The following is a 24,420-nucleotide window of genomic DNA, read 5'->3' as shown; positions in this document are numbered from 1 at the left end:
GGCCGGGTCAGCGCGGGGCCGGCCGCTCCCCCGCCAGGAAGCCGGCCGCCAGCCGGTCCCAGCTCCGGATGTCGGCGAGGGTGTCCGCGACGTGCAGGCGGGCGTTCGGGAGGTAGGCGGCGAGGGTGCGGGCGGTGGTGAGGGGGTGGAGCGGGTCGGTGTCCCAGGCGAGCAGGAGGGTGGGGTGGGGGAGGGCGCGCAGGGCCTCGGGGGCGGGGAGGTCGGAGGCGGCGGCGGCGCGCAGGGCGGCCGGGAGGAGGGGCTCGGCGAGGTCGAACTCGGTGGTGTACTGCGGGGCCCGGGCGAGGACGGCGGGCGGGCCGGAGAGTTTCGCGGCGGCGTCCAGCGCGCCCCGGCCGCGCCGTTCGACCAGGGTCGCGGCGGCCCGCAGCCCGCTGCGCCGGGGCTCCCGGGCCGCCCAGGCGACGGCGGGGACGGCCAGCACCAGGCGGTCGAAGCGTTCGGGGCGGGCGAGCGCGGCCCACAGCACGGTGGCCGTGCCCATCGAGGCGCCGAAGCCGGTGACGGGCGCGTCGGGCGAGAGGTGGTCGCAGAGCGCCAGCAGGTCGTCCGCGAGCACCGGGTAGTGGTAGTCGGCGGGGACGGCCCGGCCGGTGGATTCGCCGTGGCCGCGCGCGTCGTACCGGGCCAGCCGGTGCGTCGCGGTGACGGCCGTCCAGTCGAACAGCCCGGCGCGCCGTTCGTGCGCCCGGCTGGAGAGCGCCCCGTGCGCGTGCACGGCGAGCGGGCCGCGTCGGGGGCCGGTGGTGGAGTAGGCGAGGGTGGCGTGCGGCCGCGCCAGCCGCCCCGCGTCGGAGGCCGGCGCCACGTCAGCCGGAGCAGGCGGCGCGCTGGGCCTGCTGCCAGGCGCAGACGGGGCACAGCGGGCTGCCGGGCGCGTCGGCCGGGTACTCGGTCGGCTCGCCGCACAGCACGCACGCGGCCCGCTCCCCCGCGCCGCCCGGGCGCAGTCCGCGCAGCGCCTGCCCGGGGTCGGCGGACACCTCGCAGACCCGGTCCTCCGGCTGCTGCGACGGCTCCCGGGACTGCTGCCGTGAGGACTGCTGCGACGGCTGCGGCGAGGGCGACGGCTGCCGCCGGTCCGCTGCGGGTTCTCCCATGCCTCCAAGGGTACGGCCCCGCCCGGCCGGGCCCCCGCCCCACCCGGCGGGCCCGGCCGTCGGGAGCGGGCGTCGGGAACGGGCGTCGGGCCCACCCGGCGGGCCCGGCCGTCGGGAGCGGGCGTCGGGAACGGGCGTCGGGAGCGGCTGTCGGGAGCGGGCGGGGGTCAGCCGAGGAAGGAGAGCCGGAGCTTGCGCTGCGGGTTGTCGCGGTTGGTGTCGATCAGGACGACGGACTGCCAGGTGCCCAGCGCCATCCGGCCGCCGATCACGGGCAGCGTGGCGTGCGGGGCGACCAGGCCGGGCAGGACGTGGTCGCGGCCGTGGCCCGGGCTGCCGTGCCGGTGCTCCCAGCGGTCGTCCGGGGGGAGCAGTTCGCGCAGCACGGCGAGCAGGTCGTGGTCGCTGCCGGAACCGGTCTCGATCACGGCGATGCCCGCGGTGGCGTGCGGGACGAAGACGTTGAGCAGTCCGTCGCGGCCGTCCGCGACTTCTCTGAGGAAGGCGTGGCAGCGGTCGGTGACGTCGAGGGCGACTTCGTCCCGGCCGGTGGCGACGTCGAGGGTCTGGGTGTGGAAGGTGTCGGACATGGGGCCATCCTGGCCGATCTTGGTAGGGGCCGCGTAGGGGCGCCGGCTGAACGCCACCCGACCGCCAGGAGCCCGCCAGGGCGCGCCAGTGCACCGCCACCGCGCGCCGGTCCGGACCGGCCGCCGGGCCGGACCGCACCCGTGGACGCCGAGGGCCCGACGGACTCCCCGTCCGTCGGGTCGTGGCAGCGGGCGGCCCGGTGGCCGGTCCGGGCGCTCGCGCGTCCGGACCGCCGGGTCAGCCCCGGCTGCCGAAGAGGCTCCGCTTGAGGCGGCGCAGCGGGGCCATCAGGGAGACCCGGGCGCTGCGGCGCGGCGAGGCGGCGGCCGCGGGGGCGCTGGGCCCGCGCGGCGTCAGTTCCCTTATCAGGCCGAGTGCTTCCGCCGTGTCCATCACCGGGAGCGCGGGCGCGCCGAGGACGGACAGGTGTCGGTCGATCCGGCGGCCGGTCGTGCCGACACCGCACTGGATCGCGGGCACCCGGGGCCGCGGCCGCACTTGCATCTGTTCCATCTGTTTCCCACCCCTACGAGGCGCCAGGGCCGTGAGGCGAAGACTATCCGGCTACGACGGCCTTCACACAACCGTCCTGGTGTTCCGCCACCGTACCGTGCGAACGGAACTGACGCTTCACCAGGGGCCGGTGGTCTCGGTCACGACTGCGCATCGGTTGATGGTGCACCATCCAAGCCCTGACCCGGCGTCAGGCGCGGCGGCGGCCCGGGGCGTTGCCGGGGCGTGCCGGGGCGCGGCGGGTGCGCCGGGCGCGCAGACGGCCGCCCCGGCCCCCGGGTCAGCGCAGTTCGGCCTCCTCGACCTCGCCGAACTCCGGCCGGTCGACCCGCGGTCCGGCGCCGGGCGGCGGGTCGATCAGGGCGGAGACGCCGTAGCCGCACAGGCCGAGGCCGAGCAGCGCGGTGAGCACCAGCACGGCGATCCAGCCGCCCGGCTGGTGCCAGGAGACCCGGGCGCCGTAGCGGACCAGGCCGGTCAGCCCGAGCAGTCCGGTGAGCACCATGGCGGCCATCCCGCCGCGGACCCGGCGCAGGTCGCACTCGCGGGAGGCCGCCGCCAGGCCCGCGCCGAAGGCGAGGGTCCAGGCGCCGAGGGCGCGCACGTCGATCGGGCGGGCGGTCCAGGGCCAGTGCGCGGCGAGCCGGTCGGGGCGCAGCACGAGGACGAGGCCGAGCAGGGCGAGCAGGGCGCCCGCGCCGGCCATCGGGGCGGCCACCCACCAGGGCAGCCGGGGGGTGCGGGCGGGGGCCGGGCCGGGGGTGCGCAGCTGGGCGACGAGGGCGGCCAGGCCGGCCGGCGGGGCGGCGAGGTGGACGGCGAGCCAGCCCCAGGCGGCCAGGAGGCCGAGCAGCGGGCCGCCGTCCAGGTGGAGGTCGCGGCGGCCGGCCAGGGTGGTGGCGAGCATCAGCAGCATCAGCAGGCAGCCGGCGGCGGTGGCCACCCGGACCTCGGCCCAGCAGCGGGCCCGGGCGGCGAGGGCCAGCATGGCGGCGGCGCCGCCGTGGGCGGAGCCGAGCAGGACGGCGGTGACGGGCGACATCGTCCAGGCGAACAGGTCGCCGGTGGCACCGGCGGCGGGCCACAGGACCAGGAAGACCCAGCCGGCGGCGAGGGCGAGCGGACCGAGCAGGAGTGCCTTGAGGAGCGGGCTGACCGGTCGTACGGGCGGTGTGGCGGCCATCCTCGGTGTACCCCCCACTTGTGAGACGTGGCGTCAATATAGGAGCGGCCCGCGGGCCGGGCAATGCTCCGCACACGGCGTCCCCGCGCGCAGGACATCCTGTGTTCAGAAATTGAACACATACGAGGGATTGACGTGGCTGAAACCTCCAAGCAATATCTGTATCGACACGGGATAGCGGGGAACACCCACCCATCCCCGGTCGGGTGATTTCGAGTATGAACGAATCACCCGACCATCCCGTGATGCTTCCGACACCACGGTGAGTCACTGTCAGGCCGTCTCGACGCTGCGGCGGCCCGGCTCCCCTGTGGTGGACGGACCGGCGGTCGACCGTTGAGGGTCGGTCGGATCGCCAACCGGGCTGCCGGTGCCGCCGCTGGTACGGCGCGGCACCGGCGGTCGCGTTTCCCCGCCGTCCGCGACACCCCGGTCACCCCGACCACCTGCGCCCGGGGTGCCGCGGCCCGGCGCGGAGCGCCACCGGCCCGGGTCCGCCGCCGCCCCGCTCCCGGGGAGCGCCCCGTCCCGCTCGGTAGAGTGTCCGTACCGGGCGACCCGCCGGCAGCCACCCTCCTTCCCTTCGCGGAGTGAACGCACGTGCCACCTCTGCTCAGCATCGTCCTGCCCGTTCACGGCGTGGAACGCTTCCTGCCGCAGTGCCTGGAGTCGCTCCGGGCCGACGGCGCCGCCCCCGGCGAGGTCGAGCTGATCGCGGTGGACGACCGCTCCCCCGACGGCTGCGGCGCGCTGCTCGACGCGCACGCCGCCGGCGACCCGCGGATGCGGGTGCTGCACCTGGCCGAGAACCGGGGCCTGGGCGGTGCCCGCACCGCCGGCCTGGCCGAGGCCACCGGCACGTACGTCTGGTTCGTCGACAGCGACGACTGGCTGCCCGAGGGCAGCATCGACGCCGTCCTGGGCGAACTGCGCGCCGAGACGGCCCGCGAGCTGCCCGCCGACGTGCTGCTCACCGACTTCACCCACGTCTACCCCGACGGCGGCCGGGAGCCGAACCCCTGGCGCAAGGTGCTGGCCGGCTCCCCGCTGGTCTCCGGCTGCACCGCCGCCGAGCACCCGGCGCTGTTCAACGCGGTGCTCGCGGTGTGGAACAAGGTGATGCGCCGGGAGTACCTGCTCGGCCTGGACGTGCGCTTCGGCCGCGGCCACTACGAGGACATCTCGGTCACCTACCCGCTGCTGCTCGCCGCCGACCGGCTGCTCTACCTGGACCGCCCCTGCTACAACTACCGGCGCGGACGCCCCGGCGCGATCACCGCCACCGCCTCCCCCAAGCACGCCGACGCCTTCGCCCAGTACGACGCGATCTTCGCCTTCCTGGACCGGAACGAGCGCGCGGACGCCCTGCGCACCCTGGTCTTCGACCGCACCGTCAAGCAGGCGCTCACCGTCTACGACACCCCCGGCCTGGTGCCCGCCGAGCTGCGCGCCGAGTTCTTCGCCCGGATCACCGGCCACTTCGCCAGGCACCGCCCGGCCGGCTACCGCTACCCGTCCGGCGTGCGCGGCGTCCAGTACCGGCTGGCCGCCCGCGGCTCCCGGCGCGCCTACGCCGAGCTGCGCCGCGGCGGCCGGCTGCCCGGCGCGGTCAAGCGCGGCAGCCGGTCGGTGGCGCCCGGGGTGAAGAAGGTGGTCCGCAGCGGGGCCCGGTTCACCGCGTACAACGCGTTCAAGCGGCTGCCGATCGACGAGAACCTGGCGGTGTACGCGGCGTACTGGCACCGCGGGTACGCCTGCAACCCGGCGGCGATCTACGCCAAGGCCAGGGAGCTGGCCCCGCAGGTGCACGGGGTGTGGGTGGTGGAGAACGCCGAGCGGGCCGCCACGCTGCCCGCCGGGGTCCCGTACGTGATCGTCAACACGCCCGCCTACCTGAAGGCGATGGCCACCGCCAAGTACTTCGTCAACAACGTGAACTTCCCGCACACCATGACCAAGCGGACCGGCACCGTGCACGTGCAGACCCAGCACGGCACGCCGCTGAAGGCGATGGGCATGGACCTGGTGGACCGGCCGCTGGCGGCCGACGGGATGGACTTCGACCGGCTGCGCGAGGTGGTCGGTCGCTGGGACTACCTGGTCTCGCCCAACCCGCACACCAGCCGGCACTTCGCCCGGGCCTTCCCCGGCACCTACCAGATCCTGGACACCGGCTACCCGCGCAACGACCGGCTCGCCCTGGCCACCCCCGAGCAGTGCGTCGACGCCCGCCGCGCGCTGGGCATCGCCGACGGGCAGCGCACCGTGCTGTACGCGCCGACCCACCGCGAGTCCCGCGGCGGCTACCTGCCGCTGCTCGACCTGCCCGCGCTGGCCGAACGGCTCGGCCCCGGCTGGACGGTGCTGGTGCGCACCCACTACTTCCACGACGGCGGCGCGGGCGACCTGACCACCGGCCCCGGCGCGGCGACCCTGCTGGACGCCTCCGACCACCCGTCGGTGGAGGACCTCTACCTGGCCGCGGACGCCCTGGTCACCGACTACTCCTCGATGATGTTCGACTACGCGGTGCTGGACCGGCCGATCGCCGTGTACGCCCCCGACTGGGAGGAGTACCAGGAGGTCCGCGGCGTCTACTTCGACCTGATGAAGGAGCCGCCCGGCGCGGTCACCACCGACCAGGAGGCGCTCACCGGGGCGCTGCTGGCCGGCGACCCGGAGCCGGAGGCCCGGCGGCGCTTCCGCGAGCGGTTCTGCCCGTGGGACGACGGCCGGGCCGCCGAACGGGTGGTCAGCCGGATCTTCCCGCTCCGGTCCTGACCACCCGCCCCGCGCGCGCCGCGCACCCCGCCGTCCTGCTGTCCCACCGTCCCGCCGACCCACCACCCCGCTGTCTCACCATGCGGGACGGCGGGTGACCGACAGGCGGTCGTGACGAGGATCGCAGCGCCACCGCCGCACGGAATGTGGACGGACCTCGGGGTGCATGTCGTAGTCTGCGGTCCGTTACCCAGTGGTTCGGTACCCGCGCGGTTCGGCCCTGCTCCGAGCCGCGCGCCTCGCCCCGCGGCGAGACCCCGGCCGGGGACGTCCCCCGGCCGTACCGTTTGTCCGGCCAGGGAGGGCCACACCGTGATCGACCTCGTCACCAAGCTCGTGCTCAAGCCGCTCGCCAAGGCCCTCTACCGGCCGGCGATCGAGGGCCTGGAGAACGTGCCGCGCAAGGGCGGGGTGATCCTGGCGAGCAACCACCTGTCGTTCGTGGACAGCGTGGTGATCCCGCTGGCCGCGCCGCGCCAGGTGTTCTTCCTGGCCAAGGCCGAGTACTTCACCGGCAAGGGCGTCAAGGGCGCGGTCTCCCGGTTCTTCTTCACCCACGTGATCAACGCCGTCCCGGTGGAGCGCGGCAGCGTCCGGGCCGCCACCGCCTCGCTGGACGAGGGCCTGGAGATCCTGAACTCCGGCCGGGCCTTCGGCATCTACCCCGAGGGCACCCGCTCGCTGGACGGCCGCCTGTACCGCGGCAAGACCGGCGTGGCCTGGCTGGCGCTGACCGCCGGCGTCCCGGTGGTGCCGGTGGCCCTGGAGGGGCCCCAGCACATCCTGCCGGTCGGCAAGCGGATCCCCCGGCTGCGGAAGATCAGCGTCACGTTCGGCGAACCGCTCCACTTCGACGAGCTGCACGGCCAGGCCCGCTCGGCCAAGGCCCGCCGCCAGGTCACCGACGAGGTGATGGCCGCCATCCAGGCGCTCTCCGGGCAGGAGCCCGCCGCGCAGTACAACGAGTCGCCGAAGGCCGCCTGACCCTCCGTCAGTACGACTTCTCCGGGCCGGGAACATCCGGCCGGGTCCGCCGGTTCGGCATCCACGTGGGCGCGCCCAGCCGTCCACGAACCGAACCGGACCGCGGCACCGGCCCGAGAAGCACGGAGCACACCCCATGAAGATCGGCATCATCGGAGCGGGCAACATCGGCGGCAACCTGACCCGCCGCCTCACCGCCCTCGGCCACCAGGTGGCGGTGGCCAACTCGCGCGGCCCCGAGACCCTGGCCGACCTGGCGGCCGAGACCGGCGCGACGCCCGTCCCGGCCGGCGAGGCGGCGGCCGGCGCGGAGCTGGTCGTGGTCACCGTCCCGCTGAAGAACGTCCCCGCCCTGCCGGACGACCTGCTGGCCGGCGCGGCCGACGGCTTCGTCCTGCTCGACACCAACAACTACTACCCGCGCGAGCGGGACGGCCGGATCGCCGCCATCGAGGACGAGGGGCTGACCGAGAGCCGCTGGGTGGAGCGGCAGCTCGGCCACCCCGTGGTCAAGGCGTTCAACGGCACCTACGCCCAGGACATCCTGGACGCGCCCCGCCCGGCCGGCGACCCCGAGCGGATCGCCCTCCCGGTGGCCGGCGACGACCCGGCCGCCAAGCAGGTGGTGCGCGAGCTGATCGACGCCCTCGGCTTCGACACGGTGGACGCCGGCGGCATCGACGACTCCTGGCGCCAGCAGCCCGAGACGCCGGTCTACGGCCTGCGCGCGGGCGTCGAGGGCGTCACCGAGGCCCTGGCCGCCGCCTCCCCGGAGCGCCCGGCCGACTTCCGCGGCTGACCGACCGGCCGCGACCGGCTACCGACCGGCCCGGGGTGCGTGCGCGCCCCGGGCCGGTGCGCGTCAGGCGGCCGGTGGTCCTGGGCCGCGGGCGGCGGCCCGGCGGCGTCAGGCGGCCGGTACCGGCAGCGCCTCCCGGTGGAGCAGGGCGGCGTAGCGGCCGTCGCGGGCCAGCAGTTCGTCGTGGGTGCCGAGTTCGGCGATCTCGCCGTGGTCGAGGACGGCGATCTGCCCGGCGTCGCGGACGGTGGAGAGCCGGTGCGCGATGGTGAGGGTGGTGCGGCCGGCGGCGAGCGCGTCCAGGGCCTGCTGGACGGCGTGCTCGGTCTGGTTGTCGAGGGCGCTGGTGGCCTCGTCCAGGATCAGGATCGGCGGGTTGCGCAGCACGGTGCGGGCGATCGCCAGGCGCTGCTTCTCGCCGCCGGAGAAGCGGTAGCCGCGTTCGCCGACCATGGTGTCGTAGCCGTCGGGGAGGGCGGCGATCATGTCGTGGATCTGGGCGGCCCGGGCGGCCTGGACCAGTTCGGCGTCGGTGGCGTCCGGTTTGGCGAAGCGCAGGTTGTCGGCGACCGAGGCGTGGAACAGGTAGGTCTCCTGGGAGACCACGCCGACCGCCCGGGCGAGCGTCTCGAAGGACAGCTCGCGCACGTCCACCCCGTCGATCAGGACCCGGCCGCCGGTGGCGTCGTACAGACGTGGCACCAGGTAGGAGAGGGTGGACTTGCCGGAGCCGGTCTCGCCGACCACGGCGAGCGAGCCGCCGGCCGGGACGGTCAGGTCGATGCCGGTCAGGGTGGGGCGGTCCTGGTCGGGGCGGTAGTGGAACTCGACGTCCTCGAAGCGGACGTCGCCGCGGACGCGCTCCAGGCGGACGGGGTGCTCCGGCTCCTCGATGTCCACCGGCAGGTCGAGGTACTCGAAGATCCGCTGGAACAGGGCGAGCGAGGTCTGCACGTCCACGCCGGTGGAGAGCAGGCCGATGGTCGGCCGGAACAGGCCCTGCTGGAGCGAGACGAAGGCGACCAGGGTGCCCAGCGAGACGATCGGCGCCCCGGCGGCGGAAGTCAGGCCGGCCGCCCAGTAGATCAGCGCGGGCATCGCGGCCATCACGATCCCGATGGTGGACATCCGCCACCGCCCGGCCATGCTGGAGCGCACCTCCAGCTCGGCGAGCCCGTCCGAGCGCTCGGCGAACTCGCGGGTCAGCGAGCCGGAGCGGCCCATCGTGCGGCCGAGCAGGATGCCGCTGACCGACAGCGACTCCTGGACGGCGGAGGACAGTTCGGCGAGTTGGCGCTGCCGCTCGCCGGTGATCTTCTTGCGCTCCCGGCCGACCCGGCGGCTGATCCAGACGAACACCGGGAGCAGCAGCAGCGAGACGATCGTCAGCCGCCAGTCGAGCGCGACCATCGCGACCACGCTGGCGACCACCGCGGTCAGGTTCGACACCAGGGAGGTGGCGGTGCCGGTGACGGTGGCCTGCATGCCGCCGATGTCGTTGGCGATCCGGGACTGCACCTCGCCGGTGCGGGTGCGGGTGAAGAACGCCAGCGACATCCGCTGGAGGTGCCGGTAGACGGAGGTGCGCAGGTCGTGCATGACGCGCTGGCCGACGGTGGTGGAGATCAGCGTCTGGAGCACGTTCAGCACGCTGGTGACCACCGAGGCGGCGATCATCCCGAGCGCGAGCAGACTGAGCAGACCGGTCCGCCCCTGCGGTATCGCGGTGTCCAGCACCGCCCGCAACAGGAACGGCGTCACCACCGACACCACGGCGGAGGCCGCCACCAGCAGCCCCACCACCCCCAGCCGCCCGGCGTAGGGCCGGAACAGCCGCAGGATGCGCCGCACCTCGGCGGGCTGCTTCGACTGCCCTTCGGGCGGTGTCCAGTCGATCCGGTTCGGTCGCACGGGGCCTCCTGGGGGTCGGCGGGCGGGACGGGACGAGTTTAACGAGCCTTGCTCATCATTAGCAAACCTAAACTTCTCGGCATTCCCGACGCCGGTCCCGAGAGCGGCCGACGGAGGGCGGGCCCGGGGCGACAGGCCCGGGAGCAGCCGGTGGGGGACGGCGGAGCCGGGAGAGCGACGAGTCCGGAGACGGCGGAGCCAGGGGCGACGGGCTCAGGGACAGCCGGTGCGGGGACGGTCGGCGCGGGGACGGCGGCAGCGGGGACGGCGGCAGCGGGGACGGTCGGCGCGGGGACGGCGGCAGCGGCTACGGGCTCGCCGCAGTCACACCTCGCGGCACCGGAGAACGCGCCGCGGCCATCCGCCCCCGTCCCCGCCGCCCGGCCAGGGCCTCCCCCTCCGCCGGAGAACACGCCGCAGCCGCCCGACAGCGGCCCCCCGTCCGGGCTCCCTGCCGTGGTCAGGCCCTGCGGTATGGAAAATCTCGCCGAGACCACCGGGCGGCAGCCTCTCCCCCGCCCCCGCCGCCCGGTCGGGATTTCTTGCCGCAGCCGCCGCCCCGCCGTGCCCCGCCCTGCCCCGCCGTGCCATGCCGTGCCGGGGAATGCGCCCCCGCTGCCCGAGGGGAGTTCCCGTCAGGGCTTCTTGCCGTAGTCGCGTCCCGCCGTGTTGGAGATCTTGCCGAGGCCGCCGGGCGGCAGGAGTCGGGCGGCGGTGACGGCGGCCTTGTAGCGCTTGCTGGGGACGCAGAGCGGGCGGTTGCGGGCGAGGTCGCGCAGGGAGGCGTCGACGACGCGGTCGGCGGTGAGCCAGCCCCAGGCGGGGATGGAGGAGGTGCCCATGCCGGCGCGCTGGTGGAATTCGGTGCGGGTGAAGCCGGGACAGAGGGCCTGCAGGCGGACGCCGCTGCCGGCCAGGTCGCGGGCGATGCCGAGGGTGAAGTTGACGACCCAGGCCTTGGTCGCGCCGTAGGTGCCGCGGGGCAGGAACGCGGCCACCGAGGCGACGTTGACGACCGCGCCGAAGCCGCGCTCGCGCATGCCGGGGACGGCGGCCGTGGTGAGCCGCAGCACCGCCTCGATGTGGACCTTCAGCATGTCGAGTTCGTCCTGCACGGGGACGTCCAGGTAGGTGCCGCGGTGGCCGAAGCCGGCGTTGTTGACCAGCAGGTCGACGGGGCGGGAGGCGTCGCGCAGCCGGTCCTCGACGGCTTCGATGCCGGCCTCGGTGGCGAGGTCGGCGGAGAGCGTCTCGACCTGGACGCCGTGGCGGGCGGTGAGTTCGGCGGCGGTGGCGGCGAGGCGGTCGCCGTCGCGGGCGACCAGGACCAGGTCGCGGCCGTCGCGGGCCAGGCGGTTGGCGTAGGCGGCGCCGATGCCGGCGGTGGCGCCGGTGATGAGAGCGGTGGTCATGACCCGACCGTACCGGGCGGTAGCCGGTGGCCGCATCGACCGACCGGGCCACCGGTCCCTCGGCCCTTCGGGCGACCCGCGGGACGTCGACGGCGCGCCCCGCACCGGCGTTCGTCCGATCACCCTACGGTTTCGGGCAGCGCCGCAGTCCCACGCGGCGCCCTTCCCTCCCAGGAGAACTGATGTCCGTTCGGCTCCTCGCCCGCTCCATAGAAGTCGTACCGCCGGCCCGCCCCCGCCGCCCCGCGCGGCACTGACGGACCGGCACCGCCTCCGCACCTCCGGGCCCGCCCCTCCCCACGGGGCCGGGCCCGACGCGTGTCCGGGGCCGCCCCGGGCGGCGGCGGCTCGCCCCGCGGCGCGGGCGGGCTCCGGCTCAGTTCCGCCCGCGGCCGGCGATCCGGTCCGAGAGCCGCTGCACCTGGGCGGGGTCCGCGTCCCGGGCGAGGGCGACGTAGTGGTCCATGACGGCCGGCCGGTAGCGCACGGGCAGCGTCTGTCCCGGGGCGAGTCGGGTGAGCTCGGTGATCGTGAGGTCCTCGTCCGCGATGCCGCGGAACGAGGCGCCGTCGGCGGTATCCACGTCGAGCATCAGGACCACGCGCGGGTTGCTGTTGACCTCCCGCCAGTCGACGAGGACGCCGAGCGCGAGCACCCCCGTCCGCAGTTCCGCCGTGCGCTTCCGTGCGTCGCGGCTCAGCAGCGGGTTCGGGGCGATGCCCGGGAAGTCGGGCCCGACGCCGAGCGATTCCCGGCTCAGGTCGGGTCGGAGCTGCGCCATCAGGTCGTCGAGCTTCTTCTTCGAACCGAACATCCCGATCCCTCCCTCGTATCGGTGCCGGAATCCCGACCCGGCGCTCCGCCTTCCGTCCGATGGTAGGGCGCGGCCGTTCCCGGCCTCCGTCCGTCGGTGGCACCGGGTGTCCGCACGAGTACCGGACCCCGTTCCGGGGCGACCGGTGAATCCGGTCGGACGGCTTGACGGCCCGTCAGGCGCTCGGGATTCTCGGGGGACCGCACCCGGGCGGGGGCTCCGCTCCCCCGCCGCCGCCTCCCCCGAGCCGAGAGGTGTCCATGACCGGGAACCGGAACCACCGTGCCGGGAACGTCCTCGCCCGACTGCTGCCGCCGCTGCTGCTCGCCGCCGCCCTCGTCACCGGCGCCGCGCCCGGCCCCGCCGCCGGGGCCGCCGGCGGGTGGTGGGACCCCATCGCCAGACCCGTCCCGGACTCGCGGATCGACGTGACCGGCGAACCGTTCCGCGGCACCGGCCCCGACGGCGCCGTCCGCGGGTTTGTCGACGCGCACAACCACCTGATGTCCGCCGAGGGCTTCGGCGGCCGGGTGATATGCGGTTCCGCGTTCTCCGAGCAGGGCGTCGCGGACGCGTTGAAGGACTGCCCCGAGCACTACCCGGACGGTTCGCTCGCCCTGTTCGAGAACGTCACCGGCGGCGCGGACGGCCACCACGACCCGGTCGGCTGGCCGACCTTCGCCGACTGGCCCGCCCACGACTCGCTCAGCCACCAGCAGGACTACTACGCCTGGGTGGAGCGGGCCTGGCGCGGCGGCGAGCGCGTGCTGGTCGACGACCTGGTGACCAACGGGCTGCTCTGCTCGATCTACCCGTACAAGGACCGCCCCTGCGACGAGATGGCGGCCATCCGCACCGAGGCGCGGGAGTCGTACCGGCTCCAGGACTACGTCGACCGGATGTACGGCGGCCCCGGCAAGGGCTGGTTCCGCATCGTCACCGACTCCGAGCAGGCCCGCCGGGTCGTCGCGGAGGGCAAGCTGGCCGTGGTGCTCGGGGTGGAGACCTCGGAGCCGTTCGGCTGCAAGCAGGTCCTGGACGTGCCGCAGTGCGACCGGGCGGCGATCGACCGCGGCCTGGACGAGCTGTACGCGCTGGGCGTGCGCAGCATGTTCCTGTGCCACAAGTTCGACAACGCGCTGTGCGGGGTGCGCTTCGACGAGGGCACCACCGGGGTGGCCGTCAACGCCGGGCAGTTCCTGTCCACCGGCACCTTCTGGGCCACCGAGCAGTGCACCGGCCCGCAGCGCGATAACCCGATCGGCCTGCCCACCGCGCAGGCGGACGCGCTGCTGCCGGCCGGGGTGAGCGTGCCCGCCTACCCGGCCGACGCGCAGTGCAACACCCGCGGCCTGACCGAGCTGGGCGCGTACGCGATCGACGGCATGGTGAAGCGCCGCATGATGCTGGAGGTCGACCACATGAGCGTCAAGGCGGCCCGCAGCGCCTTCGAGCTCCTGGAGTCCAGGGGCTACCCGGGGGTGGTCTCCAGCCACAGCTGGATGGACCTCGACTGGACCGAACGCCTGTACCGGCTGGGCGGGTTCGCCGCCCAGTACCCGCACGACGCGACCGCCTTCGTCGCCGAGGCGGACCGGACGAAGGCGCTGCGCGAGCGGTACGGGGTCGGCTACGGCTACGGCAGCGACCTGAACGGCGTCGGCGGCTGGCCCGGCCCGGTCGGCCCGGACGCGCCCGACGCCGTGGTGTACCCGTTCCGCTCGGCCGACGGCGGCTCGCTGCTGGACCGCCAGGTGACCGGCGAGCGGATCTGGGACGTCAACACCGACGGCCTGGCGCACGCCGGGCTGCTGCCGGACTGGATCGAGCAGATCCGGCTCTCCGGCGGGCAGGGCGTGGTGGACGACCTGATGAAGGGCGCCGAGTCCTACCTGGGCACCTGGCGGGCCACCGAACGGCACACCGCCGGACGGGAGTTGGCCACCGGCGCGACGGCCTCCGCCAGCTCGTCGGAGTGGAGCCCGTTCACCTCCTACCGGCCCGACCGCGCCGTGGACGGCGACCGCGCCACCCGCTGGGCCAGCGGCTGGAGCGACGACCAGTGGCTGCGCCTCGACCTGGGCGCCGTCCGCACCGTCGACCGGGTCACCCTGGACTGGGAGCGGGCGTACGCGCGGTCCTACCGGATCGAGCTCTCCACCGACGGCACCAGCTGGCACACCGCCTGGTCGACCGCGGCGGGCGACGGGGGCCTGGACACCGCGGCCATCGCCCCGACGTCCGCCCGCTACGTCCGCTTCCACGGGACGGCCCGGGCGACCCCGTGGGGGTACTCGGTCAACGAGGTTTCGGTGCACGGAAGCTGACGGTCAGTCAGCACGCGGAAACGGGCGGACGGTCGGCTCCCCTCCGGGCCGACCGTCCGCCTGTCCCCATCCCCCTGTCCTGACCGGCCGGTCCTCACTGGCCGGTCCTCACCGGCCGGTCACTCCGCCCCGGCCGCCCGGCTCGCCCGGGCCTCCTGGTCGGCCTGTCCGCCCGCGCCGACGGGGGCCAGCCGGGTGGCGGCGGTGGCCTTCAGCTCGGGGGCGAGGCGGGCGACGTCGCGGGAGCCGACGGCGGCGATCAGGCCGGGCAGGAAGCCGCGGATCGGCTGCATGCCGCGCAGCCACGCCTGGGCGTAGACGTGGGCGGAGCGGCGGGCCAGGCCGGCCACCAGGCGGTCGACGGCGGGGCCGATCGGGTAGGTCTTGTTGGCGGGCCAGGGCAGCTTGGCCCGCATCTGGCGCAGCACGGCGTCCTGGTCGGCGCCGCGCACCATGTCGGTGTCGGTCCAGCTCAGGTAGCCGACGCCGACCTTGACGCCCTGGTGGGCGACCTCGGCGCGCAGCGCGTGGGCGAAGGACTCGACGCCCGACTTGGAGGCGCAGTACGCGGACATCAGCGGGGCGGGGGTGAGCGCGGCGAGCGAGGCGATCTGGAGCAGGTAGCCGCGGCTCTCGGCGAGCGCGGGCAGGAAGGCCCGGGCGGTGGCGACGGAGCCGAACAGGTTGACCTCGACCACCCGGGTCCAGGCCCGGTGGTCGCTGTCCTGCATCGGTCCGCCGAGCGCGATGCCGGCGTTGGCGACCACGGCGTCGATCCGCCCGTAGCGGTCCTTGATCCGGTTCGCGGTCTCGGTGAGGGCGTCCAGGTCGGTGACGTCGGCCTCCCAGGCGGAGGCGTGCGGGCCGCACTGGGCGGCGACCGCCTTGAGTTCGGCGGGCTCCAGGCCGACCAGCGCGACCTTGGCGCCGCGTTCGGACAGCTTGCGGGCCATCAGCGCGCCGAGGCCGCGGGCGGCTCCGGTGATGACGACGACCTGCGAGGACAGCGGCGGGGTCATGCGGTCTCCTCCAGCGGTTCTGCGGTCAGCGGTGCTGCGGTCGCTGCTTCCGCGGTCGGTGCTTCTGCGGTCACTGCTTCCGCGGTCGGCGGTTCCGCGGCGACCAGGGCGGCGACGCGGCGGATCTCGGCGGCGACCTCGGCGGGCCGCTCCAGCGGGCTCATGTGCCCGGTGCCGGGCAGTTCGAGCAGGCCGCGCGGGTCGGCGAGGGCGGCGGCGATCCGGCGGGCGTGGACCGGCGGGGTGAGCCGGTCGTGGCTGCCGGCGATGACGGCGGTGGGGGCGGTGAGCTTCGCCAGCCCGTCCTGCACGTCGAGGGTGTCCAGCACGGTCGCCCAGTGGAAGCGGACCTTGGCCGGGCAGGCGTGCACCACCTGCGCGCAGGCCTCGACCCGGTCGGCGGGGGTGGCGGGGCCCATGGTGGCGTACTTGAGCGCGGCCCGGGTGAGGCCGGTGACGGGGCCGAGCGGGAGCCGGGAGCGCAGGATCTGCCGGTGCAGGAAGCGGCGCAGCACCTTGGCCCGGACGGCGGGCGGCAGCACGGTCAGTTCGGCGATCAGCGCGCCCGGGCCGGTGTTGACCAGCACGTTGGCGGCGGTGCGGGCGGCGACGGCGGGGCGGTCGCCGGCGGCCATGATGGTCATGCCGCCCATGCTGTGCCCGACGACCACGGCGCGCCGCCCCTCGGGGACGGTGGCGGTGAGCACCGCTTCGAGGTCCTCGGCGAGCTTGGCGGTGGCGTACCCGGCGGGGCCGGCCGGGGCGGGGCTGCGGCCGTGTCCGCGCTGGTCGTAGGCGACCACCCGGAAGTCGGCGGCGAGCCGGTTGACGACCGGCGCCCAGAACGCGGTGGAGCAGGTCCAGCCGTGGGCGAGCACGACCAGCGGCGCGCCGGCGGGCCCGTACTCCTCGACGTTGAGTTCGGCGCCGTCGGCGGAGCGGACGGTGCGCACGGCCGCCGGGTCGGGCAGCACGCAGTCGGCGGGGATGCGGCGGCTCACGCGGACACCGCCTCGGCCTCGGGCGCGGCCTGCGGGGCGGTGCGCTTGACGAGTTCGTACTCGGCGAGGTCGACGTGCCGGGTGGCGCGGCGGAAGGCGCTGGTGGAGGCGGGCCAGAGCACGGTGTTCTTGCCGCCCTCGTCGAGGTACCAGCTGCGGCAGCCGCCGGTGGTCCACACGGTGCGGCCCATCTTGTGCTGGAGCTCCAGGTTCCACCGGCGCTGGGCGCGCTCGGTGGGCTGCATGGCGGTGGCGCCGACCGAGTCGAGGGTGGTGAGGGCGTCGATCAGGTAGTTCAGCTGGGACTCGATCATCAGGATCATCGAGTTGTTGCCGAGTCCGGTGTTCGGGCCGATCAGGAAGAACAGGTTGGGGAAGCCGCGCACGGTGGAGCCGCGCAGCGCCTCCATGCCGTCCTTCCAGGCTTCGGCGAGCGCGGTGCCGCCGGTGCCGAAGACCCGTTCGGCGATCGGCAGGTCGGTGACGTGGAAGCCGGTGCCGAACACGATCGCGTCGACCTCGTGCTCGCTGCCGTCCGCGCCGACCAGGGTGGAGCCGCGCAGTTCGCGCAGGCCGCCGCGGACCACCTCGGTGTTGGGGGCGGCGAGCGCCGGGTAGTAGGTGTTGCTGAGCAGGATGCGCTTGCAGCCGATCCGGTAGTCGGGGGTGAGGGTGGCGCGCAGGGCCGGGTCGGCGACGGCCTTGCGCAGGTGCCGCAGGGCGACCTGCTGGACGAGCTTGAGCAGCTGCGGGCGGCGGACGAACGCGTCGACCTGGAGCTCGCGCATCGCGAACAGCCCGGCGCGGCGCAGCAGTCCGGTCGGCGGGAGCTTGGCGTGCAGCCACTTCTCCGGGCCGCTGACCTCGCGGTCGGCGCGCGGCAGGACCCAGGCGGGGGTGCGCTGGAAGACCGTCAGGCGGCCGACCTCGGGCTGGATCGCGGGGATGATCTGGGCGGCGGAGGCGCCGGTGCCGACCACGGCGACCCGCTTGCCCTTGAGGTCGTAGTCGTGGTCCCAGCGGGAGGAGTGGAAGACCTTGCCGGGGAAGGCGTCCAGGCCGGGCAGGTCGGGGATCTGCGGGTCGGCGAGCGGTCCGGCGGCGGAGACCACGGCGTCGGCGGTCCAGTCGCCGACGGCGGTGGTGACCTGCCAGCGGGTGTGCTCCTCGTCCCAGCGCAGTTCGGTGACCTCGGCGCCGAAGCGCAGGTGCGGGCGGAGTCCGAAGGTGTCGGCGACCCGCTCCAGGTAGGCGCGGATGTCGGGCTGGCCGGAGAAGACCCGGGGCCACTCGGGGTTGGGCGCGAACGAGAACGAGTACAGGTGCGAGGGGACGTCGCAGGCGCAGCCCGGGTAGGAGTTGTCGCGCCAGGTGCCGCCGACGGAGTCCGCGCGCTCCAGGATGACGAAGTCGGTGATGCCGGCCCGGCGCAGTCGGACGCCGGCGCCGAGGCCGCCGAAGCCGGAGCCGATGACGGCGACCCGGACGTGCGGCACGGGCCCGGTGCCGTCCGGGCGGTCGGGCACGGGTGCGGTGGGCTTCTTGCTGCGGGGTGCCATGGGCGGGCCTCCTGGCGAGGGTGGGGGGTGCGGGTGGCCGGCGGTGCTGCGGGCGGGTCCCGGGGGTGGTGCGCGTGCTTCGGGTGGGCCCGCCGACGCTGCCAGTAATCACTGGCGCGTTTGGCAGAGTAGCCCTTGTTGACACCGAGTGGAATAGCGCGGGGCGCGACTGTTTCCGCGCCGCCCGACGGCCCTATGCTGACCGGCGTGGCGGAGACCGAACAGGACCACGAGCGCCCCCGCGCCTACCGCGTCGCCGAACTGGCCGAGGCGGCCGGCGTCAGCGTGCGCACCGTCCGCTTCTACCGCGAGCGCCGCCTGCTCCAGCCGCCCCGCAAGGAGGGCCGGATCGCCTGGTACGGCGAGGAGCACCTGGCCCGGCTGCGCCTGATCGCCGAACTCCTCGACCGCGGACACGCCCTGGGCGGCATCGCCGAACTGATCGGCGCCGGCGAGGACGGCCGGGACGTCGCCGAACTGATCGGGCTCCAGGCCGCGCTGGTCGCCCCCTGGTCCGACGAGACGCCCGTCCACCTCGACTGGGACGAACTGCGCGCCGCGTTCGGCGACCAGCTCACCGAGGCCAACACCGCCGAGTCCGTCGCCCAGGGCTACATCACCGTCCACCCCGACGGCATCACCCACGTCAGCCGCCGCCTGATGGACGCCACCGTCGCCCTGGTCGACGAGGGCGTGCCGCTGGCCGCCGTCCTGGACGTCAGCCGCCGGGCCAGCGAGTACGCGGACGCGATGGCCGGCATCTTCGTCGCCCTGATCCGCGACCGGCTGCTCGGCGCGCTCACCCGGGTCCAGGACCTCACCCCCACCGAGGCGGCCCGGCTCACCGAGCAGATCCAGCGCGTCCGCCCGCTCGCCCGGGCCGTCAACGACGCCCAGTTCGCGCTCGCCATGGACCGCCGGGTGCGCGCCGAGTACGACTGCCTCACCGAGGACTGAACCGCGCCCGGCCGCCGGCGCCCGCCCCACCCGCCACCTGCGCACCGTCCGTACCGCCCCGGCGTGGGAGAGTGGGGTCGGTGAAGGGAGCACGGGCGTGTTGATGGAGAAGGTCACCGAGATCCTCGTCGAGGCATCGGCGGAGGCGGTCGAACCGAGGTTCCGGGCGCTGAGCGACGGCGAGGTGATGGAGAAGGCCCCCGGCGAGATCGTCACCGTCGCCGACCGGGAGGCCGAACGGATCATCGCCCGCCGCCTGCGCGAACTGCTCCCCGTCCCGGTCGTCGGCGAGGAGGCCGTCGCCGCCGACCCCGACCTCGCCCGCGCCCTGTCCACCGAACCCGCCGCCTGGCTGGTCGACCCGGTCGACGGCACCCGCAACTTCGTCGCCGGACGGCCCGCGTACGCGGTGATGGCCTCCCTGGTCCGCCAGGGCGAGACCGTCGCCTCCTGGATCTGGCAGCCCTGCAACCGCACCGCGTACACCGCCGAACTCGGCTCCGGCGCCTGGCGCGACGACCAGCGGCTCACCCTCCCCAAGGCCACCACCGCCCCCGAGGAGTGGAGCGGCATCCTCAAGACCCGCTACTTCGCCCCGCCCACCGGCCACCGCCTGCTCGCCAACACCCTCGCCCTCGGCCCCCTCGACCCCGGCCGCGGCGCCGCCGGCATCGAGTACCCCCTGATCGCCACCGGCGCCCGCGACTTCGTCCTCTACTGGCGCACCCTCCCCTGGGACCACGCCCCCGGCTCCCTCCTCGTCACCGAGGCCGGCGGCCGCAGCGCCCGCTTCGACGGCACCCCCTACCGCCCCGAACCCCCCGGCGGCACCAACGGCCTCCTCGTCGCCACCGACCCGGACCAGTGGGAGACCCTCCGCGAGATCCTCCTGAAAGGGCTCTGACCGAAAGGGCTCCGACCGAACGCACCACCGCGCGGGCGGGGGGCGGCCGGGGAGGAGGGGTTCGATCATCCGGTGGACGGCAGCGGCAGCCGGTGACCGGCCGCCCGGGCGGCCGACGGAGGTCCGTGAAGGCGTTGGGCAGGAAGGCGCCAAGCCAGCACGCCGCGATGGAGGTCAGGTGGTGCGGTGTTCCCAGCGGAGCTCGGGGTTCGCGCCGATCCGGTAGGTGTGCGCCTGGGACGTGATGCGGAGGAGGACGTCGCTGATGGCGGGCTGCCCTGCCTCCTGCCAGGCGGTGAGGGTGTCCTCGACCGCGTCCCACAGGGCGGCGGGACCGCCCTGGCGCACGGTCCGGGTGCCGTCGGCCCCGGTCAGTTCGGCGAAGGACTCCCGAGCCGGGTCGAAGAGGTAGGTGCGGGTGTCGCCGTCGGCGGTGGTGGCGCGGACCAGTTGCGCGCCGGGGGCGGCGAGCTGGGTGAGGAAGGCGGGCATCCACTCGGTGAGCAGCGCCGGGTCGAGGGAGGTGGGGCGTTCGGTGTCCGGGTAGGCGGCGCGGGCGGCGAGGTCGCCGTCCAGGGGGCGATCGGCCTGGGAGCGGACGGGCATGAAGGAGCTGGGGCCGGTGATCCGGCCCTCCGCGGTGCCGTCGTCGTTGACGGTGACCTTGGCCAGGCCGGTGCCGTAGGACCAGGAGCCGACGGTGGCCAGGACGGTGCCGCCGGGCCGGGTCTGGCGGATCCAGGCGCGGGGGATGCGGCGGACGGCGCAGGTCGCGACGACCTTGTCGTAGGGGGCGCGGCGGGGGTGGCCGAGGAGGCCGTCGCCGGTGACGGTCCAGGTGGAGTGCCCGGTCTGTTCGAGGGCGGCGTCGGCGCGGGCGGCCACGTCGGGGTCGACTTCGATGCTGGTGACGTTGTCCTCGCCCAGGAGGTGGCAGAGCAGTGCGGTGGAGTATCCGGTGCCGGTGCAGATCTCCAGGACGGTGTGGCCGTCGCGGAGTTCCAGAGCTTCGATCATGGAGACGACGGTGGCGGGGGTAGTGGAGGAGGAGGTGGGGAGGCCGGCGAGGGGTTCGGCGGCCTGGTCGGCGGTGAGGTGGTTGTCGAGCTGGGTGACGAGGGATTCGTCGCGGTAGGCGATGTCGGCCCACTCGGCGGGGTCGGTGCCGAGCGGGGTGAGCGGCCGCCATCGGAGGTCGTCGGTGGGCAGGAACACGCCGGGCCGGAGGAACAGCTCCCTCGGGGTGGCTTCGACGGCCGCGCGCAGGCGGGGCGTGGTGAGGTGGCCGGCTGCGGTGAGTCGATCGGCGAGGGCGCGGCGGTGCGGCCGGGTGTCGATGGTGGTCACGGTGCTCCTCGGGTGAGCAGGTCGGCGAAGGCGCTGGTGAGGGGAAGGCCGGTCTCGTCTTCGAGCCAGCCCCACTGGCCGTTGGGGTTGAGCTCCAGGAAGTGGTGGTTGCCGTCGTGGTCGAGGGCGAGGTCGAAGGAGCCCGAGACGAGGTGGAAGTCCTCCAGGAAGGCGAGGAGTGCCTTCTCCAGGGCGCTCGGCAGGGTGAGGGGGCGGTAGGCCAGCGTGCTGTAGTCCAGGCGCCAGTCGAGCAGGTCGGAGTCGATGCGGACGGCGAACACCCGGGTGCCGGCGACGATGACGCGGATGTCGGCGGTCTTGTCGACGCGGGCCTGGAACAGGTGCGGGACGACCGTGATCCGCTCGTCGATCTCGCCGGCGGTCACCGGCTCGGTCCAGGTCGTCATGCCGACGCCGTCCTTCTGGTAGGGCGTCCAGCGCAGCGTCTTGAAGACGACCTGGTCGTGAGCGGTGATGAACTCGCGTGCGTCGTGGTGGTCGTTGGTGACCAGTGTCGGGGGGACGGTGAGGCCGAGGCGCTGGGCGGCGGCGAGTTGGAGGGGCTTGTGCTCGGCGGCGCGGTTGCGGAGGGGGTGGTTGACGAATAGGCAGTTCGGCAGGGAGTAGAGGGTGCCGCCCAGGCCGAAGCGGGTCTGGGCGGCGGCGAAGCGGGCGTCGGCCGGATCGAGGTGGTCGAACGCCGGCCAGTCGGGGCGGCGCCAGTACAGGGAGCGGATGCCCGTGAGGTCGGCGCTTCGCGAGGGTGTGCGCAACTGCCCGGCCGGTCCGGTCGGACGGCTGCCGAAGCGGGCGGAGACCAGCAGGTCGGTTCCGAGGTCGGCGGGGTTGAAGCGGATCACCTCCGTGCCGCGCCGGTTGAGTTCGGTGATCACCGTGTCGGCGGTCATGTCGTCCGCCGCGGTGGCGACGGCCACCGGTCCCGCGCCCGTCATCGTCATCAGTCCTGTTCGGTGTCCTGGTCGTGGTCGGTGTCGTTCTTGCTGTCCTGGTTGGTGGATTCGGGCCTGGTCTCGGTCCCCCGGGAGGTGCCGTGCTTGCCCATCTCCACGGCGTCGCCGCCTTGGTCGAGGAAGACGCCGGTCTGGGTGAGCGGGTCGAGGGTGACGGTGGCGTACGGCTCGACGGTCACCGACGGGTAGGGGCGCAGCCTGTTCAGGCCCCAGGGCCGGAGCGTGGTCGTGGTCATCGCTTCCTTCCTCGTTCATTCGTGGTGCGCCGGTGCGGGGCGGCGGATACCGCGGTGTACGTGGATGCCGTTCTTCCGACCGTCCCGCAAGCTGTGATCGACCGTAGTGAGGTGACCGCGGACGGTGCCAGGAATGTGCGGGAATTTGCGCTCCAACCGTCGGGCCGCCCCAACCGTCCGAAAGCATGTACCCCCTTGATCGAACCGGTCCCGTCCGTCTCCGGGCGGCGAACCTGCCGTCCGGAGACGCGACCGCCGGCCCTCTTGACGGTGGCGACTCGCTGGGGAATCGTCTTGCAAAACCGCGCAAACCTCTTGTAGAGGGGAGTTGGCATGGCACTGCGGCTCATCGGGATCGACCCCAACACGGGGGACGACGAGTGCCCGACGGTCTGGTACGACGACGAAGCTGACGAGATCGTCGTGCAGGGCTGGAAGGCCGACGACGAGCTGCGCGCCAGGTGCCTGGAGATCGGAAGCATCCCCGACACGGAGGATGTGGTTCGGCTCCCGGCCCGCATGGTGGCGATCTTGAGGAAGGCATGCGATGAAGCCGAAGGTACCCACGTTCGCTGAGCAGTTGGCCGCGACGCGTTCCACGGCGGTCCACCTGGAGATGCGGGACGGCTACAGCGTGGCCAAGGAAGTGGAGGCGTTCGCGGCTTGGCGCGACGGCTTCCGGCACGACCCGGCGGACCGGGCCTCCTGGTGGCGCCCGTGGCTGTCGACGGTCCAGGAGACCCTCGGGCGGGGCGTCGAGATCCGCCGCGCCCGGATCGTGTCCACGCCGGTGTCGGAGTACATCCGGTTCGAGCACTCCGGGACCTTCACCAACATCGCCGCCGGCGAGCAGGTCCGATGGCTGGACCGTCGCGAGACATCGGACATTCCCCTGCCGGGCAACGACTTCTGGCTGTTCGACGGCACGTTGGTGAGGTTCAACCACTTCACCGGTGACGGAGAGAGCGCCGGTCCGTCGTTCAGCGCAGACCCGGCGGTGGCGCGGCTGTGCGCCGCCGCGTTCGAAGTGGTCTGGGAGCGGGCCGTACCGCACGAGAAGTTCACCGTCTGACCGGCCCGAATCCGTACGGCGCAAACGATGTCGACCTCCCCGTCCTCCAACGCCCAGGCGGCCCGCGCCGCCCTCGCCGGCCGCCTCGGCGAGCTGATGCGCGACGCCGGTCTGAAGGGAGGGGAACTGTCGGTGCTCTGCGGCTGGCACCACGCCAAGACCTCCCGCATCCTCAATGCCAGGGCACCGATCTCGGACGCGGACATCCGGACGTGGTGCCACGCCTGCGGCGCCGACGACCGTCAGGCCGAGGACCTGGTCGCCGCCAACCGGGCGGCGGACAGCCTGTACGTCGAATGGCGACGGATCACCCGCACCGGGCTGCGCCACGCGCAGCAAGCCCGGGTGCCCCTGTACGTGCGCACCAGCCGCTTCCACGCCTACTCCTCCCGGGTGGTCCCCGGTGCCCTGCAGACGAAGGGCTACGCCGGCGCGCTCCTGCGGATGGTGGCCGATGTACGCCGGACTCCTGACGACGTGTCGGACGCCGTCGACGCCCGTCTCGCACGCTCCCGGATCGTCTTCGACGGTGGGCGCCGCCTCGTCGTCGTTCTCGAGGAGTCCGTGCTGCGCTACCGGGTGGGAGACGAGGCGGTGATGGCCGGGCAACTCGGCCACCTGCTGACCGTGATGTCGTTGCCGTCCGTGTCTCTGGGGATCATCCCGTTCACCGCGGCTCGCACCGTGTGGCCCACCGAGTCCTTCAACGTCTTCGACGACCGACAGGCCGGCACGGAGCTGTTGTCGGCACAGGTCACGGTCACCGCTCCCACCGATGTCGCCCTGTACATGCAGGTGTTCGCCCGGTTCGCGGGTCTCGCGGTCCACGGCGCCGCTGCCCGCACGCTGATCACCACCGCGATCGACGCCCTCGGATGAGAACCACGGCCCTGTGAGGCGGGCGCGCTGCCGGCGGCC

Annotated in this window: 23 protein-coding genes; 9 read left to right on the top strand and 14 right to left on the bottom strand. The window is 74.2% G+C overall.

The features are described 5' to 3' along the window. Window positions 1–7 precede the first annotated feature (7 nt). From K353_RS26580 to K353_RS26565, 5 genes are all read right to left on the bottom strand, one after another. Window positions 8–829, bottom strand: coding sequence for an alpha/beta fold hydrolase (locus K353_RS26580; protein ID WP_111556063.1), 822 nt, complete (start codon window positions 827–829; stop codon window positions 8–10). 1 nt (window position 830) lies between these two features. Further along, complete coding sequence (locus tag K353_RS33945) at window positions 831–1,121, bottom strand: hypothetical protein (protein WP_146616576.1); 291 nt, start codon at window positions 1,119–1,121, stop codon at window positions 831–833. Between the two features lie 167 nt (window positions 1,122–1,288). Continuing rightward, a complete protein-coding gene (locus tag K353_RS26575; protein WP_111556062.1) occupies window positions 1,289–1,711 on the bottom strand; it encodes a secondary thiamine-phosphate synthase enzyme YjbQ in 423 nt (140 codons plus the stop codon). 238 nt (window positions 1,712–1,949) lie between these two features. After that, a complete protein-coding gene (locus K353_RS26570; protein ID WP_111556061.1) occupies window positions 1,950–2,225 on the bottom strand; it encodes a hypothetical protein in 276 nt (91 codons plus the stop codon). A gap of 280 nt (window positions 2,226–2,505) precedes the next feature. After that, window positions 2,506–3,408, bottom strand: a complete 903-nt coding sequence (locus K353_RS26565; protein ID WP_111556060.1) for a hypothetical protein — start codon at window positions 3,406–3,408, stop codon at window positions 2,506–2,508. A gap of 600 nt (window positions 3,409–4,008) precedes the next feature. On the opposite strand from K353_RS26565, the gene K353_RS26560 reads away from it, so the two are divergent. The 3 genes from K353_RS26560 to K353_RS26550 all read left to right on the top strand — a co-directional run bounded on the left by K353_RS26560 (window position 4,009) and on the right by K353_RS26550 (window position 7,972). Continuing rightward, entirely contained in the window at window positions 4,009–6,189 is a 2,181-nt protein-coding gene (locus K353_RS26560; RefSeq protein WP_199528253.1) for a bifunctional glycosyltransferase/CDP-glycerol:glycerophosphate glycerophosphotransferase, read from the top strand. A gap of 312 nt (window positions 6,190–6,501) precedes the next feature. Continuing rightward, window positions 6,502–7,173: a 1-acyl-sn-glycerol-3-phosphate acyltransferase gene (locus K353_RS26555; RefSeq protein WP_111556059.1), complete on the top strand. Its 672-nt coding sequence runs from the start codon at window positions 6,502–6,504 to the stop codon at window positions 7,171–7,173. Between the two features lie 34 nt (window positions 7,174–7,207). After that, window positions 7,208–7,972 (top strand): NADPH-dependent F420 reductase, encoded by a 765-nt coding sequence (locus K353_RS26550; protein ID WP_305000338.1) that lies wholly within the window; start codon window positions 7,208–7,210, stop codon window positions 7,970–7,972. A 108-nt stretch (window positions 7,973–8,080) separates the two neighbouring features. On the opposite strand, the gene K353_RS26545 is transcribed toward K353_RS26550, so the two are convergent. From K353_RS26545 to K353_RS26535, 3 genes are all read right to left on the bottom strand, one after another. Continuing rightward, window positions 8,081–9,883, bottom strand: coding sequence for an ABC transporter ATP-binding protein (locus K353_RS26545; protein ID WP_111556057.1), 1,803 nt, complete (start codon window positions 9,881–9,883; stop codon window positions 8,081–8,083). A 635-nt stretch (window positions 9,884–10,518) separates the two neighbouring features. After that, entirely contained in the window at window positions 10,519–11,295 is a 777-nt protein-coding gene (locus K353_RS26540) for an SDR family oxidoreductase (RefSeq protein ID WP_111556056.1), read from the bottom strand. A 376-nt stretch (window positions 11,296–11,671) separates the two neighbouring features. Next, window positions 11,672–12,109, bottom strand: coding sequence for a hypothetical protein (locus K353_RS26535; protein ID WP_111556055.1), 438 nt, complete (start codon window positions 12,107–12,109; stop codon window positions 11,672–11,674). 260 nt (window positions 12,110–12,369) lie between these two features. Here K353_RS26535 and K353_RS26530 point away from each other — a divergent pair, with 260 nt between their 5' ends. Further along, window positions 12,370–14,436 carry a discoidin domain-containing protein gene (locus tag K353_RS26530; RefSeq protein WP_199528252.1) on the top strand — a complete coding sequence of 689 codons (2,067 nt, stop codon included), beginning with the start codon at window positions 12,370–12,372 and terminating at the stop codon, window positions 14,434–14,436. A 119-nt stretch (window positions 14,437–14,555) separates the two neighbouring features. Here K353_RS26530 and K353_RS26525 read toward each other — a convergent pair whose 3' ends face one another. From K353_RS26525 to K353_RS26515, 3 genes are read right to left on the bottom strand one after another with little or no spacing between them, the layout of a single operon-like run. Then, a complete protein-coding gene (locus K353_RS26525) occupies window positions 14,556–15,455 on the bottom strand; it encodes an SDR family oxidoreductase (protein ID WP_111556054.1) in 900 nt (299 codons plus the stop codon). Next, window positions 15,452–16,456 carry an alpha/beta fold hydrolase gene (locus K353_RS26520; RefSeq protein ID WP_111556053.1) on the bottom strand — a complete coding sequence of 335 codons (1,005 nt, stop codon included), beginning with the start codon at window positions 16,454–16,456 and terminating at the stop codon, window positions 15,452–15,454. Before K353_RS26520 ends, K353_RS26525 begins: the two co-directional genes overlap by 4 nt. Next, window positions 16,453–18,015 (bottom strand): NAD(P)/FAD-dependent oxidoreductase, encoded by a 1,563-nt coding sequence (locus tag K353_RS26515; RefSeq protein WP_233533849.1) that lies wholly within the window; start codon window positions 18,013–18,015, stop codon window positions 16,453–16,455. Before K353_RS26515 ends, K353_RS26520 begins: the two co-directional genes overlap by 4 nt. Before the next feature lie 207 nt (window positions 18,016–18,222). Here K353_RS26515 and K353_RS26510 point away from each other — a divergent pair, with 207 nt between their 5' ends. Further along, window positions 18,223–18,972, top strand: coding sequence for a MerR family transcriptional regulator (locus K353_RS26510; RefSeq protein WP_370447661.1), 750 nt, complete (start codon window positions 18,223–18,225; stop codon window positions 18,970–18,972). A 103-nt stretch (window positions 18,973–19,075) separates the two neighbouring features. Beyond that, window positions 19,076–19,876, top strand: coding sequence for an inositol monophosphatase family protein (locus K353_RS26505; protein WP_233533853.1), 801 nt, complete (start codon window positions 19,076–19,078; stop codon window positions 19,874–19,876). A 174-nt stretch (window positions 19,877–20,050) separates the two neighbouring features. On the opposite strand, the gene tgmC is transcribed toward K353_RS26505, so the two are convergent. From tgmC to tgmA, 3 genes are read right to left on the bottom strand one after another with little or no spacing between them, the layout of a single operon-like run. Continuing rightward, window positions 20,051–21,223, bottom strand: coding sequence for an ATP-grasp peptide maturase system methyltransferase (gene tgmC, locus K353_RS26500; RefSeq protein WP_233533848.1), 1,173 nt, complete (start codon window positions 21,221–21,223; stop codon window positions 20,051–20,053). Further along, window positions 21,220–22,176: an ATP-grasp ribosomal peptide maturase gene (gene tgmB / locus K353_RS26495; protein ID WP_111556084.1), complete on the bottom strand. Its 957-nt coding sequence runs from the start codon at window positions 22,174–22,176 to the stop codon at window positions 21,220–21,222. Before tgmB ends, tgmC begins: the two co-directional genes overlap by 4 nt. A gap of 5 nt (window positions 22,177–22,181) precedes the next feature. Further along, window positions 22,182–22,430, bottom strand: coding sequence for a putative ATP-grasp-modified RiPP (gene tgmA, locus K353_RS26490; RefSeq protein WP_111556049.1), 249 nt, complete (start codon window positions 22,428–22,430; stop codon window positions 22,182–22,184). Window positions 22,431–22,763: 333 nt separating this feature from the next. Here tgmA and K353_RS26485 point away from each other — a divergent pair, with 333 nt between their 5' ends. From K353_RS26485 to K353_RS26475, 3 genes are read left to right on the top strand one after another with little or no spacing between them, the layout of a single operon-like run. Then, a complete protein-coding gene (locus tag K353_RS26485; protein ID WP_111556048.1) occupies window positions 22,764–23,006 on the top strand; it encodes a hypothetical protein in 243 nt (80 codons plus the stop codon). Further along, window positions 22,978–23,502: a DUF6879 family protein gene (locus K353_RS26480; RefSeq protein WP_111556047.1), complete on the top strand. Its 525-nt coding sequence runs from the start codon at window positions 22,978–22,980 to the stop codon at window positions 23,500–23,502. Before K353_RS26485 ends, K353_RS26480 begins: the two co-directional genes overlap by 29 nt. A 27-nt stretch (window positions 23,503–23,529) precedes the next feature. Continuing rightward, a complete protein-coding gene (locus tag K353_RS26475) occupies window positions 23,530–24,381 on the top strand; it encodes a helix-turn-helix transcriptional regulator (RefSeq protein WP_111556046.1) in 852 nt (283 codons plus the stop codon). Window positions 24,382–24,420: the final 39 nt, after the last annotated feature.

The sequence above is a fragment of the Kitasatospora sp. SolWspMP-SS2h genome (assembly GCF_003259315.1).
In the GTDB taxonomy this organism is placed as follows: Bacteria; Actinomycetota; Actinomycetes; order Streptomycetales; family Streptomycetaceae; genus Kitasatospora; species Kitasatospora fiedleri.
Note: the sequence above shows the minus strand (reverse complement) of the source record. Positions and strands in the feature narration are given on the sequence as shown.